Origin of the sequence: Achromobacter pulmonis (assembly GCF_002885955.2) — a bacterium.
GTDB lineage: Bacteria > Pseudomonadota > Gammaproteobacteria > Burkholderiales > Burkholderiaceae_B > Achromobacter > Achromobacter pulmonis_A.
Window position 1 is genome coordinate 653762 of sequence record NZ_POQS01000001.1, and the last position, 13352, is coordinate 667113.

Annotated in this window: 11 protein-coding genes and 1 pseudogene; 6 read left to right on the top strand and 6 right to left on the bottom strand. The window is 68.7% G+C overall.

What is annotated here, in order from left to right; translation table 11 throughout:
* Window positions 1-36: 36 nt before the first annotated feature.
* Genes recG through C1I89_RS02980 form a run of 3 tightly spaced genes read right to left on the bottom strand, consistent with a single transcriptional unit; the run spans window position 37 to window position 3537 of the window.
* Complete coding sequence (recG, locus tag C1I89_RS02970; protein WP_102771299.1) at window positions 37-2127, bottom strand: ATP-dependent DNA helicase RecG; 2091 nt, start codon at window positions 2125-2127, stop codon at window positions 37-39.
* A 42-nt stretch (window positions 2128-2169) separates the two neighbouring features.
* Window positions 2170-2556 carry a Rid family detoxifying hydrolase gene (locus C1I89_RS02975; RefSeq protein ID WP_102771300.1) on the bottom strand — a complete coding sequence of 129 codons (387 nt, stop codon included), beginning with the start codon at window positions 2554-2556 and terminating at the stop codon, window positions 2170-2172.
* A gap of 45 nt (window positions 2557-2601) precedes the next feature.
* Window positions 2602-3537, bottom strand: coding sequence for a LysR family transcriptional regulator (locus C1I89_RS02980; protein WP_102771301.1), 936 nt, complete (start codon window positions 3535-3537; stop codon window positions 2602-2604).
* Window positions 3538-3636: 99 nt separating this feature from the next.
* Here C1I89_RS02980 and C1I89_RS02985 point away from each other — a divergent pair, with 99 nt between their 5' ends.
* From C1I89_RS02985 to C1I89_RS02995, 3 genes and pseudogenes are all read left to right on the top strand, one after another.
* The gene (locus tag C1I89_RS02985; protein WP_102771302.1) at window positions 3637-4998 is read left to right on the top strand and encodes an acyclic terpene utilization AtuA family protein; all 1362 of its coding nucleotides are present in this window, start codon (window positions 3637-3639) and stop codon (window positions 4996-4998) included.
* Complete coding sequence (locus C1I89_RS02990; protein WP_102771303.1) at window positions 4995-5378, top strand: AtuA-related protein; 384 nt, start codon at window positions 4995-4997, stop codon at window positions 5376-5378. Before C1I89_RS02985 ends, C1I89_RS02990 begins: the two co-directional genes overlap by 4 nt.
* Window positions 5379-5414: 36 nt before the next feature.
* Window positions 5415-6459, top strand: a pseudogene (locus C1I89_RS02995) (Bug family tripartite tricarboxylate transporter substrate binding protein).
* 157 nt (window positions 6460-6616) lie between these two features.
* On the opposite strand, the gene C1I89_RS03000 reads toward C1I89_RS02995, so the two are convergent.
* Window positions 6617-7393 (bottom strand): ferredoxin--NADP reductase, encoded by a 777-nt coding sequence (locus C1I89_RS03000; RefSeq protein ID WP_102771304.1) that lies wholly within the window; start codon window positions 7391-7393, stop codon window positions 6617-6619.
* A 338-nt stretch (window positions 7394-7731) separates the two neighbouring features.
* On the opposite strand from C1I89_RS03000, the gene C1I89_RS03005 reads away from it, so the two are divergent.
* From C1I89_RS03005 to C1I89_RS03015, 3 genes are all read left to right on the top strand, one after another.
* The gene (locus tag C1I89_RS03005) at window positions 7732-8775 is read left to right on the top strand and encodes a Fe(3+) ABC transporter substrate-binding protein (protein ID WP_102771305.1); all 1044 of its coding nucleotides are present in this window, start codon (window positions 7732-7734) and stop codon (window positions 8773-8775) included.
* Window positions 8776-8924: 149 nt separating this feature from the next.
* The gene (locus tag C1I89_RS03010; protein ID WP_102771306.1) at window positions 8925-10595 is read left to right on the top strand and encodes an ABC transporter permease; all 1671 of its coding nucleotides are present in this window, start codon (window positions 8925-8927) and stop codon (window positions 10593-10595) included.
* A gap of 5 nt (window positions 10596-10600) precedes the next feature.
* A complete protein-coding gene (locus C1I89_RS03015) occupies window positions 10601-11377 on the top strand; it encodes an ABC transporter ATP-binding protein (protein ID WP_102771838.1) in 777 nt (258 codons plus the stop codon).
* A gap of 6 nt (window positions 11378-11383) precedes the next feature.
* Here the strand turns inward: C1I89_RS03015 and C1I89_RS03020 are convergent, their stop codons facing one another.
* Window positions 11384-12361, bottom strand: a complete 978-nt coding sequence (locus C1I89_RS03020) for a Bug family tripartite tricarboxylate transporter substrate binding protein (protein WP_102771307.1) — start codon at window positions 12359-12361, stop codon at window positions 11384-11386.
* Between the two features lie 62 nt (window positions 12362-12423).
* A complete protein-coding gene (locus tag C1I89_RS03025; protein WP_102771308.1) occupies window positions 12424-13329 on the bottom strand; it encodes a pirin family protein in 906 nt (301 codons plus the stop codon).
* Window positions 13330-13352: the final 23 nt, after the last annotated feature.

Consider the following 13352-nt stretch of genomic DNA (forward strand, 5'->3'; position numbering starts at 1 on the left):
CGCCGGCGGCAGCGCCGGCGGTCGGTAGGTAATGGTTCATGTGCGCAGGAAATCCTCGCGCCCGCGCATCCAGCGCGCCAGATGGGCCTCGACGGCCTCGGGGTATTCGGCGCGCAGCCATACGGCGGCGTCGCGCGCATCCTCGGCGATGGCGGCGTCGGTTTCCAGGTCGGCGAAGCGCAACAGCGCCATGCCGGACTGGCGCGTGCCCAGGAATTCGCCCGGGCCGCGCTGTTCCAGGTCGCGCCGCGCGATTTCGAAGCCGTCGGAGGTTTCGAACATGGCGCGCAGGCGTTCGCGCGCGACCTGCGACAGCGGGGTCTGGTAGAGCAGCACGCAGACCGATTCGGCGGTGCCGCGCCCTACCCGGCCGCGCAGCTGGTGCAGCTGGGCCAGGCCGAAGCGCTCGGCGTGCTCGATGACCATGAGGGAGGCGTTGGGCACGTCGACGCCGACTTCGATGACGGTGGTGGCCACCAGCAGGTCGATGTCGCCGTCGCGGAACGCCTGCATGACGGCGGCTTTTTCGGCTTGCGGCAGGCGGCCGTGCACCAGCCCGATGCGCAGGTCCGGCAGGTCGGCGCGCATGCCTTCGTAGGTGTCGACGGCGGTTTGCAGCTCCAGCGCCTCGCTTTCCTCGACCAGCGGGCAGACCCAGTAGGCCTGCTGGCCGCCGCGCGCGGCCTGGGCGATATGGGCGATGACTTCTTCGCGGCGCGCGTCCGAGACCAGCTTGGTCAGGACCGGCGTGCGCCCCGGCGGCAGTTCGTCGATGACGGACACGTCCAGGTCGGCGAAAAAGGTCATGGCCAGCGTGCGGGGTATGGGCGTGGCGCTCATGTTGAGCTGATGCGGCACGATGCGCCCGCGCACGGTTTCGCCCTTGCGGGTGAGCGCCAGGCGCTGGCCGACGCCGAAGCGGTGCTGTTCGTCGACGATGGACAGGCCCAGGCGGTGGAATTCGACATGGTCCTGGATCAGGGCCTGGGTGCCGACCACCAGTTGCACGCTGCCGTCGGCGGCGGCGGCCGCGGCTTCGCGGCGCGCCTTGGCGGTGAGGCTGCCGCTGAGCCAGGCGACGTTGACGCCCAGCGGCTGCAGCCAGGACACCAGCTTGCGGAAGTGCTGTTCGGCCAGGATTTCGGTGGGCGCCATCAGCGCAACCTGGGCGCCGCCGGCGATGGCCTGGGCGGCGGCGATGGCCGCCACCACGGTCTTGCCGCTGCCCACGTCGCCCTGCAGCAGGCGGTGCATGGGGTAAGGCTTGGCCAGGTCGGCCGAGATTTCCTGGACCACGCGCTGCTGCGCGCCGGTGAGCTTGAACGGCAGCGCTTCGTACAGGCGCGCGACCAGGCCGCCGGGTTCGTTGCGCACGGGCAGCGCCTCGGCTTCCTTGACGCGGCGCGCGGCGCGCGCGGCCGCCAGCGAGAGCTGCTGGGCCAGCAGTTCGTCGAACTTGATGCGCCGCCAGGCCGGATGCACGCGGTCCAGCAGCGCGGCCTCGGATTCTCCCTGGGCGGGCGTGTGCAAGGCGCGGATGGCGGGCTCGAAAGGCGGCAGGTCGTAGCGGGCGCGGGCGGCTTCGGGCAAGGTGTCCGACAGGTCGGCGCGGTCCAGCGCCTGCGCGATGGCGCGGCGCAGCGTCAGTTGCGGCAGCCCTTCGGTGCTGGGATAGACGGGGGTCAGCGCGGTGGGCAGCGGCGCGTCGGCGCTGGTCATGCGCGGGTGGATCATCTCGCGGCCGAACAGGCCGCCGCGGACTTCGCCGCGCGCGCGCAGGCGCTTGCCCACGGTGACTTGTTTCTGCTGGCTGGGATAGAAGTTCAGCCAGCGCAATTGGAGTTCGCCGCTCTCGTCGGCCAGGGTGGCGGTGAGCTGGCGCCGAGGGCGGTACAGCACCTCGGATTTGGTGATCTCGCCTTCGACCTGGGCCGGAAAGCCGGGCCTGAGCGTGGAGATGGGGACGACGCGGGTTTCGTCTTCGTAGCGCAGCGGCAGGTGCAGCACGAAGTCCTCGGGCAGCACCAGGCCCAGGTTACGGAGCTTGCGCTCCGTATCCGTCATGGCCTTGCCGGCGCCTTGGGTGTCGGCGCCGGATCGCTTGGAGGCTGCTGCCGCGGCCGGCATGAAGAAATAGACCCCCTGGGTGCGAAACGTCCCGGGCGGGTCCTACAGGACCAGGATGGCTTCGACCTCGAACTGCGCGCCCTTGGGCAGGCTGGCCACGCCAATGGTGGAGCGCGCCGGGAACGGCTGCGGAATGATCTCGGCCATGATGGCGTTGGCGGCGGTGAACTTGCCCAGGTCGGTCAGGAACAGCGTGAGCTTGACGACGTTGTCGAGCGTGCCGCCGGCCGCCTTGATGACTTCCTGCATGTTGGCGAAGGCCTGGCGCACCTGGGCGTCGAAGTTCTCGGAGACGAGGTCGCCGGTGCCCGGTTCGAGGCCGATCTGGCCCGAGAGGTAGACAGTCTTGGTGCCGCTTGCGGCAACCGCTTGCGAGTAAGGGCCGACCGCGGCGGGCGCGGTGTCCGTATGGATGATTTGCTTGCTCATGGGCGGAATCCTTGGGTGACGGATAGAAGCTACAACTATCGAAGTTTAAACAGCAATAGACATTCGCGAAAGTGGCGGAATGCCCGGTCCCTGATCGATATCTCCCCTGTGCTCGCGCAGCAGGTCGTACAGCGCCTGTGCGGCCACCGACAGCGTGCGGCCCTTGCGCCGCACCAGGTAGAGCGGCCGGGTCAGCGCCTTGCCGGCCAGCGGCACGATGCGCAGGTCCGGGCCGCCGAAATGGAACAGCGTCATGGCGGGCACCACCGAAATGCCCAGGCCGGCCCGCACCAGGCCGGTGGCGGTGGCCAGGTGCTCGACCTCGAAGACCGGCGCCGGCGCGTCGGCGCCGAAGGCCTGGTCCAGATGCTTGCGCACGCTGCTGCCGCGCGCCAGGTGGATCAAAGGATAGCGCAGGATGTCGCGCAGCCGGACGGCGCCGGCCTGCGCCAGCGGATGGTCGGCGCGGCACACCAGGTAATAGCGGTCGGCGTGCAGGAATTCGCTGTCCAGGTCGGCCATGTCGGGGCGGCGCGAGGCCACGGCGAAATCCACCTGGCCGCCCTGCACCATGTCCAGGCACGGGTCGAGCAGCGCGTCGCGCAGGTCCAGCACGATGCCGGGATGGGCCTCGCGAAAGCGCGCCAGCAGCCCGGGCAGCCAGCCCGCGGCCAGCGAGGGCAAGGCCGCCAGGGCCACGCGCCCGCGGCGCCGCGCGGCGTGGTCGCGCAGGTCGTCCATCACCAGTTCCATGTCGGCCAGCAGCCGCCGCGCGGTGGCGTCGAGGATGCGCCCTTCGGCGGTGAGTTCGACGTTGCGGGTGTCGCGGTCGAACAGGCGCAGGCCGGCGCTGTCTTCCAGCTGCCGGATCAGCGCGCTGAAGGCCGGCTGCGTCAGATGGCAGCGCTGCGCCGCGCGGGTGAAGTGCTTTTCTTCGGCCAGGGCCACGAAGGCGCGCAGCTGGCGGGCAGATAGATTCATGGCTTTTCTTTATGAATTGATCTGATCTTTCTATTTTACTGATTAGCTGGCGCTGCCTATAGTGGCCGCATACAGTGATTTCACCAGGCGGTTTTCTCCATGCCTTCAAGCTCTCCCCTGCTCATCGGCTGCGCGTCCGGGTTCTCCGGCGACCGCAGCGACGGCGCCGCGGCCGTGGTGCGCACGCTGGCCACCCGCGGCGGCGGCGTGCTGATCTTCGAGACTCTGGCCGAGCGCACGCTGGCGCTGGCGCAGCTGGCCCGCAACGACGACCCGGAACGCGGCTACGAGCCGCTGCTGGACGAACTGGTCGGGCCGGTGCTGGGCGACTGCCTGCGCCACGGCATCAGCATCGTGGGCAATTTCGGCGCGGCCAATCCGGCCGGCGCGGCGCGCCGCATCGCCGCGCTGGCCCGGGAGCAAGGCCTGCCGGCGCCGCGCATCGCGGTGGTGCATGGCGACGCGCTCACCAGCGCCGCGCAGCGCGATGCCCTGCGCCAGCGCCTGGGCGCGGCGCTGGACGGGCTGGACGTGGTCAGCGCCAATGCCTATCTGGGCGCGACCGAGATCGCCGAGGCGCTGGCCGCGGGCGCGCAGGTGGTGGTGGCCGGCCGCGTGTCCGACCCGTCGCTGACGCTGGGACCGGCGCTGGCCCATTTCGGCTGGCGGCTGGATGACTGGCCGCGCCTGGGCCGCGCCACCATGGCGGGCCATATGCTGGAATGCGGCCTGCAGGTGACGGGTGGCTATTTCTGCGTGCCGGGCCTGAAGGACGTGCCCGACGTGCACGCCGCCGGTTTCCCGATAGCCGAGATCCATGCCGACGGCGAATTCACGATCGGCAAGGCCGACGCCACCGGCGGCATGGTGGATGCGCGCACGGTCAAGGAACAGCTGCTGTACGAAGTCCACGACCCGGCGCGCTATCTGACGCCGGACGTGGTGGCCGATCTGAGCCAGGCTACGGTGGAGGAACTGGGCGGCGACCGCGTAGCGGTGCGCGGCATTACCGGCCATGCGCGACCCGACGAACTGAAGGTGAACGTCTGCTACCGCGGCGGCTGGCTGGCCGAGGCCGAGATTTCGTACGCGGGCGTGCAGGCCGAGGCCCGTGCGCGGCTGGCCGCGGACATCGTGCGCAAGCGCGTCGATCCGGCGCTGCGGCTGCGCGCCGACCTGATCGGCGCTATCAGCATCCTGGGCGACGACGCCGGCGAGATGCGCCGCGCCCTGCCCGACGGGCATGCGCGCGACGTGCGCCTGCGCATCGCCACCGAACACCTGGACCGCAAGCTGGCCGAGAGCGTGCTGCGCGAGGTCAACGCGCTCTATACCTGCGGCCCGGCCGGCGGCGGCGGCGTGCGCACCGCGCTGCGCCCGCGGCTGAACATGCTGTCCTGCACCCTGCCCCGCGCCGCCGTGCCCAGCGGCTGGTCTTTTCTCGAGGAGGCCGCGCAATGAGCCCCGAGCTGGTTTCCGTGCCCCTGTACCGCCTGGCGCACAGCCGTTCCGGCGACAAGGGCGATATCTCCAATCTCAGCCTGATCGCCTGGGACTCCGAATGCTATGAGGTGCTGGCCGCCCAGGTCAGCGAGGCCCGGGTCGCGGCCTGGTTCGGCTACCGGCGCCCGAAGCGGGTGACCCGCTACCTGCTGCCCACGCTGCACGCCATGAATCTGGTGCTCGAAGGCGTGCTGGACGGCGGAGTCAACGACGCACTGAATCTCGACACGCACGGCAAAAGCCTGTCGTTCCGTTTGCTGGACATGGCGGTGGACGTCAGCCCCGAGCTGGCCAGCCGGCTGCCCGACATCCCCGGCGACCGCCCAGCGGCCGCCTGATTGCAGTCCTTATAAGAAACACCACAGGAGACACCTATGCGCATTGCTTTCAAGGGCCGCCTGGCCCTGCTGCTGGCCGCCGCCCTGCCGTTGCCGGCCCTGGCCCAGTTCCCGGCCAAGCCCATCACCTTCATCGTGCCGTTCGCGGCCGGCAGCGCCACCGACCAGATCGGCCGCGCCATCGGCCAGGGCGTCACCGAACAGACCGGCCAGGCCGTCGTCATCGAGAACAAGCCGGGCGCCAGCGCCATGATAGGCGCGGCCGCCGGCGCGCGCGCCACGCCCGACGGCTATACGGTGCTGATCACCACCAACACCACCCATGCCGCCAACGAGCACCTGTACAAGAGCCTGACCTACGATCCGGTCAAGGACTACGCGCCGCTGACCCTGCTGGGCAAGGGCGGCCAGATCATGGTGGTCAACCCCGCCTCCCCGGCCAAGACGGTGGGCGAGTTCCTGGCGCAGGCCAAGAAGCAGCCCGGCAAGCTGAGCTTCGGCAGCGGCAGTTCCAGCAGCCGCATCGCCGGCGAGCTGCTGCAGCAGATGGCCGGCATCCAGCTGCTGCACGTGCCGTACAAGAGCAATCCGCTGGCGGTCACCGACCTGCTGGGCGGCCAGATCGACATGATGATCACCGACACCGCCACCGGCCTGCCCCAGNAGCAATCCGCTGGCGGTCACCGACCTGCTGGGCGGCCAGATCGACATGATGATCACCGACACCGCCACCGGCCTGCCCCAGGTGAAGTCGGGCAAGCTGCGCGCGCTGGGCGTGACCGGCACGGCGCGCTCCGCCCTGGCGCCCGACGTGCCCACCATCGCCGAAGCGGGCGTGCCGGGTTACGAGATGGGTTACTGGTTCGCGGCCTACGCGCCGGCCGGCACGCCGCCGGACGTGGTCAAGCGCCTGAATGAATTGCTGGTGAAGGCCACCCAGAGCGCGGCCGCCAAGCAGTTCTATACGCAGACCGGGACCGATCCCGCCACGTCGACGCCGGCGGAACTGGCGCAGTTCCAGCAGGGCGAGTCGAAGAAGTGGGGGGAGATTATCAAGAAGGCGGGGATACAGCCGGAATAAGGAAACGGGTCCATGTTTCTCGTAGGATGGGTATAGCGCGAGAGAGATTTCACAAGAACTCGAATATCAAGCGCGCGAAACCCATCATTACCCAACAAAAAACCCATCGCCATATACGCGATGGGTTTTCTGTTTTCTTCCGGACAAGCGCAGCGGCTTATTTGTCCACGAACGCCCGTTCGACGACGTAGTCCCCCGGCTGGCCCACGCCCGGCGAGACGACGAAGCCGCGCTTGTCCAGCATGGCGCTGATGTCGGCCAGCATATGCGGGCTGCCGCAGATCATGGCGCGGTCGGTTTCGGGGTTGATCTGGGGAATGCCGATGTCCTCGCAGAGCTTGCCGCTTTCCATGAGCTCGGTAATGCGGCCCTGGTTGCGGAACGGCTCGCGCGTGACGGTCGGGTAATAGACCAGCTTTTCGCGCACCACGTCGCCGAAGAATTCGTTGTTCGGCAGTTCGCGCTCGATGAAGTCGGCGTAGGCCAGTTCGCTGACCCAGCGCACGCCGTGCACCAGGATGACCTTGTCGAAGCGTTCGTAGACGTCCGGGTCCTTGATGATGCTCATGAAGGGCGCCAGGCCGGTGCCGGTGCCGAACAGGAACAGGTGCTTGCCGGGCTTGAGGTCGTCGACCACCAGCGTGCCCACCGGCTTGCGGCTGACCAGGATGGTGTCGCCCTCTTTCAGGTGCTGCAGGCGCGAGGTGAGCGGGCCGTTCTGCACCTTGATGCTGAGGAATTCGAGGTTTTCTTCGTAGTTGGCGCTGGCGATGCTATAGGCCCGCAGCAGCGGCTTGCCTTCGACTTCGAGGCCGATCATCACGAAGTGGCCGTTGTGGAACCGCAAGGCCGCGTCACGCGTCGTGGTGAAGGAAAACAGGGTGTCGTTCCAGTGGTGCACGCTCAGTACGCGCTCAGTATTGAAAGCAGCCATGTCGCATCTAGTTAGGGGCGGACGGCCCCCGGGCGTTGGGCCCGGCTTGCGCCGCGGGGTCAGGTCCCTACCGCACAAAAGACGCGGCAGGCATTAGGGTTGACCCTATTCTACAGGGTCTCGATGATAATTGCTCTCATTATTCCGTAATACCCTTATGCCGTCTTGATGGGGATCAATGGATCGGCGCGTCCACTGACAGATAGTTGAATGACGCAAAGCTTCCTGGTATCGTCGCCTTCCAATTTGATAATCATTTTCGTTAGCAGACCGTTTTTGAGCAGCAGCAAGACGCCCGGCGCGGCTTGCTGCCGCAGCCCTAGCCGGAGCCCCTCCTCATGATCAAGCGTCCCCAATTGAATTCGCTGCTGCGCGCCCTGGCGCTGGCCGGCGCAGCCGCCTTCACCGTGTCGGCCAACGCCGCCGAGGAAGTCAGCCTCTACACCACCCGCGAGCCCAAGCTGATCCAGCCGCTGCTCGACGCCTTCACGAAGGAAAGCGGCATCAAGGTCAACACCGTGTTCGTCAAGGACGGCCTGCTCGAGCGCGTCAAGGCCGAGGGCGCCAAGTCGCCGGCCGACGTGCTCATGACCGTGGACATCGGCAACCTGCTGGACCTCGTGGACGGCGGCGTGACCCAGTCGATCAAGTCGCAGACCCTGGAATCGGTGATTCCCGCCAACCTGCGCGGCGCCGACGGAAAGTGGTATGCGCTGTCGCTGCGCGACCGCGTGCTGTACGTGGAAAAGGACCTGAAGCTGGAGAGCTTCCGCTACGAAGACCTGGCCGACCCGAAGTGGAAGGGCAAGGTCTGCATCCGCTCGGGCCAGCATCCCTACAACACCGCGCTGGTCGCCTCCATGATCGCGCATGACGGCGCCGAGGCCACCGAGAAGTGGCTGCGCGGCGTCAAGGCCAACCTGGCCCGCAAGGCCGCCGGCGGCGACCGCGACGTCGCGCGCGACATCCTGGGCGGCATCTGCGACATCGGCCTGGCCAACGCCTACTACGTGGGCCACATGAAGAACGCGCAGCCCGGCACCGACGCGCGCAAGTGGGGCGACGCCATCAAGGTCGTGCGCCCCACCTTCGCCAACGCCAGGAGCGGCGGCACCCACGTGAACGTCAGCGGCGCGGCCGTGGCGGCGCACGCGCCCAACAAGGCCAACGCGATCAAGCTGCTGGACTTCCTGGTTTCCGAACCGGCCCAGGCCCTGTACGCGCAGGCCAACTACGAGTATCCCGTCCGCAAGGGCGTGAAGCTGGACCCCGTCGTCGCCAGCTTCGGCGAGCTGAAGGTGGACCCGCTGCCGCTGACCGAGATCGCCAAGCACCGCAAGCAGGCCAGCGAACTGGTGGACAAGGTCGGTTTCGACAACTGATAAGCTCCCGGCGTGCCGCGCCATGCCGCGCGGCCGCGCCTTGGGGCAGTAACAGGCGCGCGGACGTTTTTTGCCGGTCCGCGCGCAGGGCCTGCTCCCCTCTTTCGCGGGGGAGCAGGCCTTGCCTTTGATGCCATCGACTTTGAAGCATGCACACAGAATCTTTGCCCCGGCCGCTGCGTCTGCGCTGGACTGAACGCGGGGCCGGCTGGCTGGCCGGCGCCGCCCTGATCGCGCTGGCCGTGCTTGCGCCCGTCCTGACGCTGGGCTGGTGGGCGCTGGGCGGCGAACTGGCCCACTGGCAGCACCTCGCCCACTATGTATTGCCGCAGGCGCTGGCCAATACCGCCATGCTGCTGGCCGGCGTGGGCGTGGTGGTCACGCTGCTGGGCACGGGCGCCGCCTGGCTGGTGACGGCCTATGAGTTCCCCACCCGCCGGGTGCTGACCTGGGCGCTGCTGCTGCCGCTGGCGGTGCCGACCTACATCATCGCCTTCGCCTATCTGGACCTGCTGCATCCGATCGGCCCCATCCAAAGCGCGATCCGCGCGCTGCTGGGCTACGACAGCCCGCGCCAGTTCCGCCTGCCGGACCTGCGCTCGATCTACGGCGCGATCTTCGTGCTGGGCTTCGTGCTGTATCCCTATGTCTATCTGAGCACCCGCGTCATGTTCATGACGCAGGCCGCCAGCCTGCTGGAAGCCGCCCGCACGCTGGGCGCTGGCCGCGTGGCGGTGTTCTGCCGCGTGGCCCTGCCGCTGGCCCGCCCCGCCATCGTGGTGGGCGTGAGCCTGGCGCTCCTGGAAACCCTGAACGATATCGGCGCCTCGGAATTCCTGGGCGTGCAGACGCTGACGGTATCGGTCTACACCACCTGGGTGACGCGTTCGGACCTGGCCGGCGCGGCCCAGATCGCGCTGACCATGCTGGCGATCGTGATCGGCCTGATCCTGCTGGAGCGCCACGGGCGCAAGCGCCAGCGCTACGCCAATACCCAGCGCATGCGCCCGATGCAGCCGCGCCGGCTGCGCGGCACGGCCGCCGCGGCCGCGGTGGCGCTGGGCTGGATTCCGGTGCTGACCGGCTTCGTCGCTCCGGCGCTGTACCTGGTGGTGGAAACCTACAAGCGCCTGCATCTGGTGGGCGGCGTGTCGGACCAGTTGCTCAGGGGCTTGAGCAATACGCTGATCGTGGCCTTCAGCGCCACGCTGGTGACGCTGCTGTGCGGGCTGGTGGTGGCCTGGGCCGGACGCACGCTGCGCGAAAGCTCGGGCTTCAATCCGGGCCGCGCCTGTGCCCGCATCGCCAGCCTGGGCTACGCGGTGCCCGGCACTGTGCTGGCCATCGGCCTGCTCACCCCGTTCGTGTGGATCGACACCGCGGTCGCCAAGGTGTTCGGCACCGGCGGCCTGTTCCTGATGGGCTCGATGGGCGCGCTGGTGTGCGCCTACGCCATCCGCTTCCTGGCCATCTCCACCGGGGCGCTGGAAGCCGGCCTGGCGCGCATTCCGCCTTCGCTCGAACAGGCTTCGCGCCTGCTGGGCGAAAGCTCGGCCGGCACGCTGCGCCGCGTGCACCTGCCGCTGTTGCGCCCGGCGCTGGCCGCCAGCGCGCTGCTGGTGTTCGTGGACGCCATGAAGGAGCTGCCGGCCACGCTGCTGCTGCGCCCGATGAATTTCGACACGCTGGCCACCTGGCTTTATGCGGAAGCCGCCCGCGGCACGTACGAGGAAGGCGCCGTGGCGGCGCTGGCCATCGTGCTGGCCGGCCTATTTCCCGTCATTCTGCTGGCGCGGACCAATCTGAAAATGGGACATTGATCATCGTGCCCGATCTGTTAGAACTCGATCACCTTTCCCTGGCCTACGACACGCCCGCCGGCCTCAAGCCCGTGGTGCAGGACCTGACGCTGGGGCTGCCCGTGGGCCATATCGGCTGCCTGCTGGGCGAATCCGGCTGCGGCAAGACCACCGTGCTGCGCGCCATCGCCGGCTTCGAGCCGGTGCGCGCCGGCCGCATCCTGCTCGACGGCGCCGTGATCTCCTCGCCCGCCGTGCAGGTGGCGCCCGAGCTGCGCCGCGTCGGCATGATGTTCCAGGACTACGCCCTCTTCCCGCACCTGACGGTGGCGCTGAACGTGGCCTTCGGGCTGCGCAAGCTGGCGCGCGCCGAGCGCGCCCGCCGCGTCGAGGAAATGCTGGAACTGGTGGGCCTGGCGCATGCGGCCAACAGCTACCCGCACGAGATTTCGGGCGGGCAGCAGCAGCGCGTGGCCCTGGCGCGCGCGCTGGCGCCCTCGCCCGACCTGCTGCTGCTGGACGAACCGTTCTCCAACCTGGACGTGGACACGCGCGAGCGGCTGGCCTTCGAGGTCCGCGACATCCTCAAGAGCACCGGCCACACCGCCATCCTGGTCACGCACAACCAGGCCGAGGCCTTCGCCATCGCCGACCGCATCGGCGTCATGGCCAAGGGCTGCGTGGCGCAGTGGGACACGCCCTACAACCTGCACCACCATCCCGCCAACGACTTCGTGCGCGATTTCATCCGCCGCGAGGCGCTGGAAGAGCGGCGCGAGCAGGCCTACGCCCGCGGCCGCTGATTTCCCTCAGTCCGCCGACAGCTTGACCTTCTGCGACAAGGCCTTGAAGGCCTCGTGCTGGGTGCGGGTCAGGCGCTCGACCTCTTCGGGCGTGGAGCCGTAGGGCATGAAGCCGGCCTGCTCCAGCTTGTTCTTGACCTCGGGCAGCGCCAGCGCCCACTGGAACGCCTCGCTCAGCGCGCGGGTCGCCTCGGGCGGCATTTTCGCCGGGCCGTAGACGGCGAACCACGGGTCCACCACCGCGGCCTCATAGCCCAGCTCGGCCAGCGTCGGCACCTCGGGCAGCGCGGGCGCGCGCTTGCTGCCGGTGACCGCCAGGGCCCGCACCTTGCCTGCCTTGATGTGCGGCAGCGAGGCCGGCAGGTTGTCGAACATCACCGGCAGGTGTCCGCCCAGCAGATCGTTCAGGCCCGGGGCGCTGCCCTTGTACGGCACGTGCTGCATGCCGGCGCCGGTGAGCTGGTCGAACATGACGCCGGCCAGGTGCATGGAGGTGCCGGTTCCCGGCGTGCCGTAGGACGTGCCCGGGTGCTGCTTGGCGTAGGCCACCAGGTCCTTGACGCTGCCGACCTTCAGGGCCGGGCCGGTTTCCAGCACCACGGTGGACGCGCCCAGCATGCTGACGCCGGTGAAGTCCTTGGTGGGATCGAACGGCATCGACGGATAGACGAAGGGATTGAGCGCGTTGGTCGAGATCGCGCCGAAGCCTATGGTGTAGCCGTCGGGCGCGGCCTTGGCCACGGCGTCCATGCCGATGTTGCCGCCCGCGCCCGGACGGTTCTCGACGATGACGGGCTGGCCCAGTTTTTCGGCCACTTTCTGGCCGGCCGTGCGCGCCACCAGGTCGGTGGTGCCGCCGGCGGTGTACGGAACGATGAAGGTGATCGGCTTGGCCGGATAGCCGGCGGCGAGCGCCGCCGAGGCGCCGTGGATCAGCGCCAGCGCGGCCAGGCCGCGCAGCGCGTTGACGGTGTAGCGATGCATGGTGTCTCCATCCCGGATTGTTGTTGAGTCGGGACGGGCATCATACCGCCGCGCCGGGCCGTTCAGGCGCGCGGCGCGGGCAGCGGGATGTACTCGGTTTCGTCGCCGGGCACCACCTGGTCGAAGCGGTTGCGCTGCCAGTCCTGCTTGGCCTGTTCGATGCGGTCCTTGCTGCTGGAGACGAAGTTCCACCAGACGAAGCGCGGGCCGTCCAGCGGCTCGCCGCCGAGCAGCGCGAAGCGCGCGGCGGTCTTCGCGCGGATCTGCACCGGCCGGCCCGGCGCGAAGACAATGAGACGCCCGCCTTCGAATTCCTGGCCGTCGACTTCCACGTTGCCTTGCGACACATAGGCCGCGCGCTCTTCATGCTCGGCCGGCAGCACCACGGTGGCGCCGGCCTGCAGCTGCAGGTCGCCGTAGAACAGCGGCGACAGTGTCTTGACGCCCGAAGTCTTGCCGAACAGCGAGCCGGCCACGACCTGGGCGCGCACGCCCTCGCCTTCGACCACCGGCTGCACGTCCAGCCCGTAGTGCGTAAAGCCGGGATCGGTTTCCTCGTGGGCCTTGGGCAGGCCGACCCAGATCTGCAGGCCACAGAGCTTCTGCGACGACTGCCGGCTTTCGGGCGAGGAACGCTCGGAATGCACGATCCCGCGGCCCGCGGTCATCCAGTTGACCTCGCCGGGCAGGATGGTCTTGACGCTGCCCACGCCGTCGCGGTGCACCATCGACCCCTCGTACAGATAGGTCACGGTGGACAGGCCGATGTGCGGGTGCGGGCGCACGTCTATGCCGGAACCCGGGGCGAATTCGATCGGGCCCATGTGGTCCAGGAACACGAACGGGCCGACGGCGCGGCGCTGCGCCGAGGGGATGGCGCGCCGCACAGAAAACCCGCCCAGGTCGCTGGTGCGCGGGACGACCACGGTTTCGATGGCGCTATCGCCTGCTTCGGACAAGGTGGACATGATGAGACTCTCCGGGTGTGGAA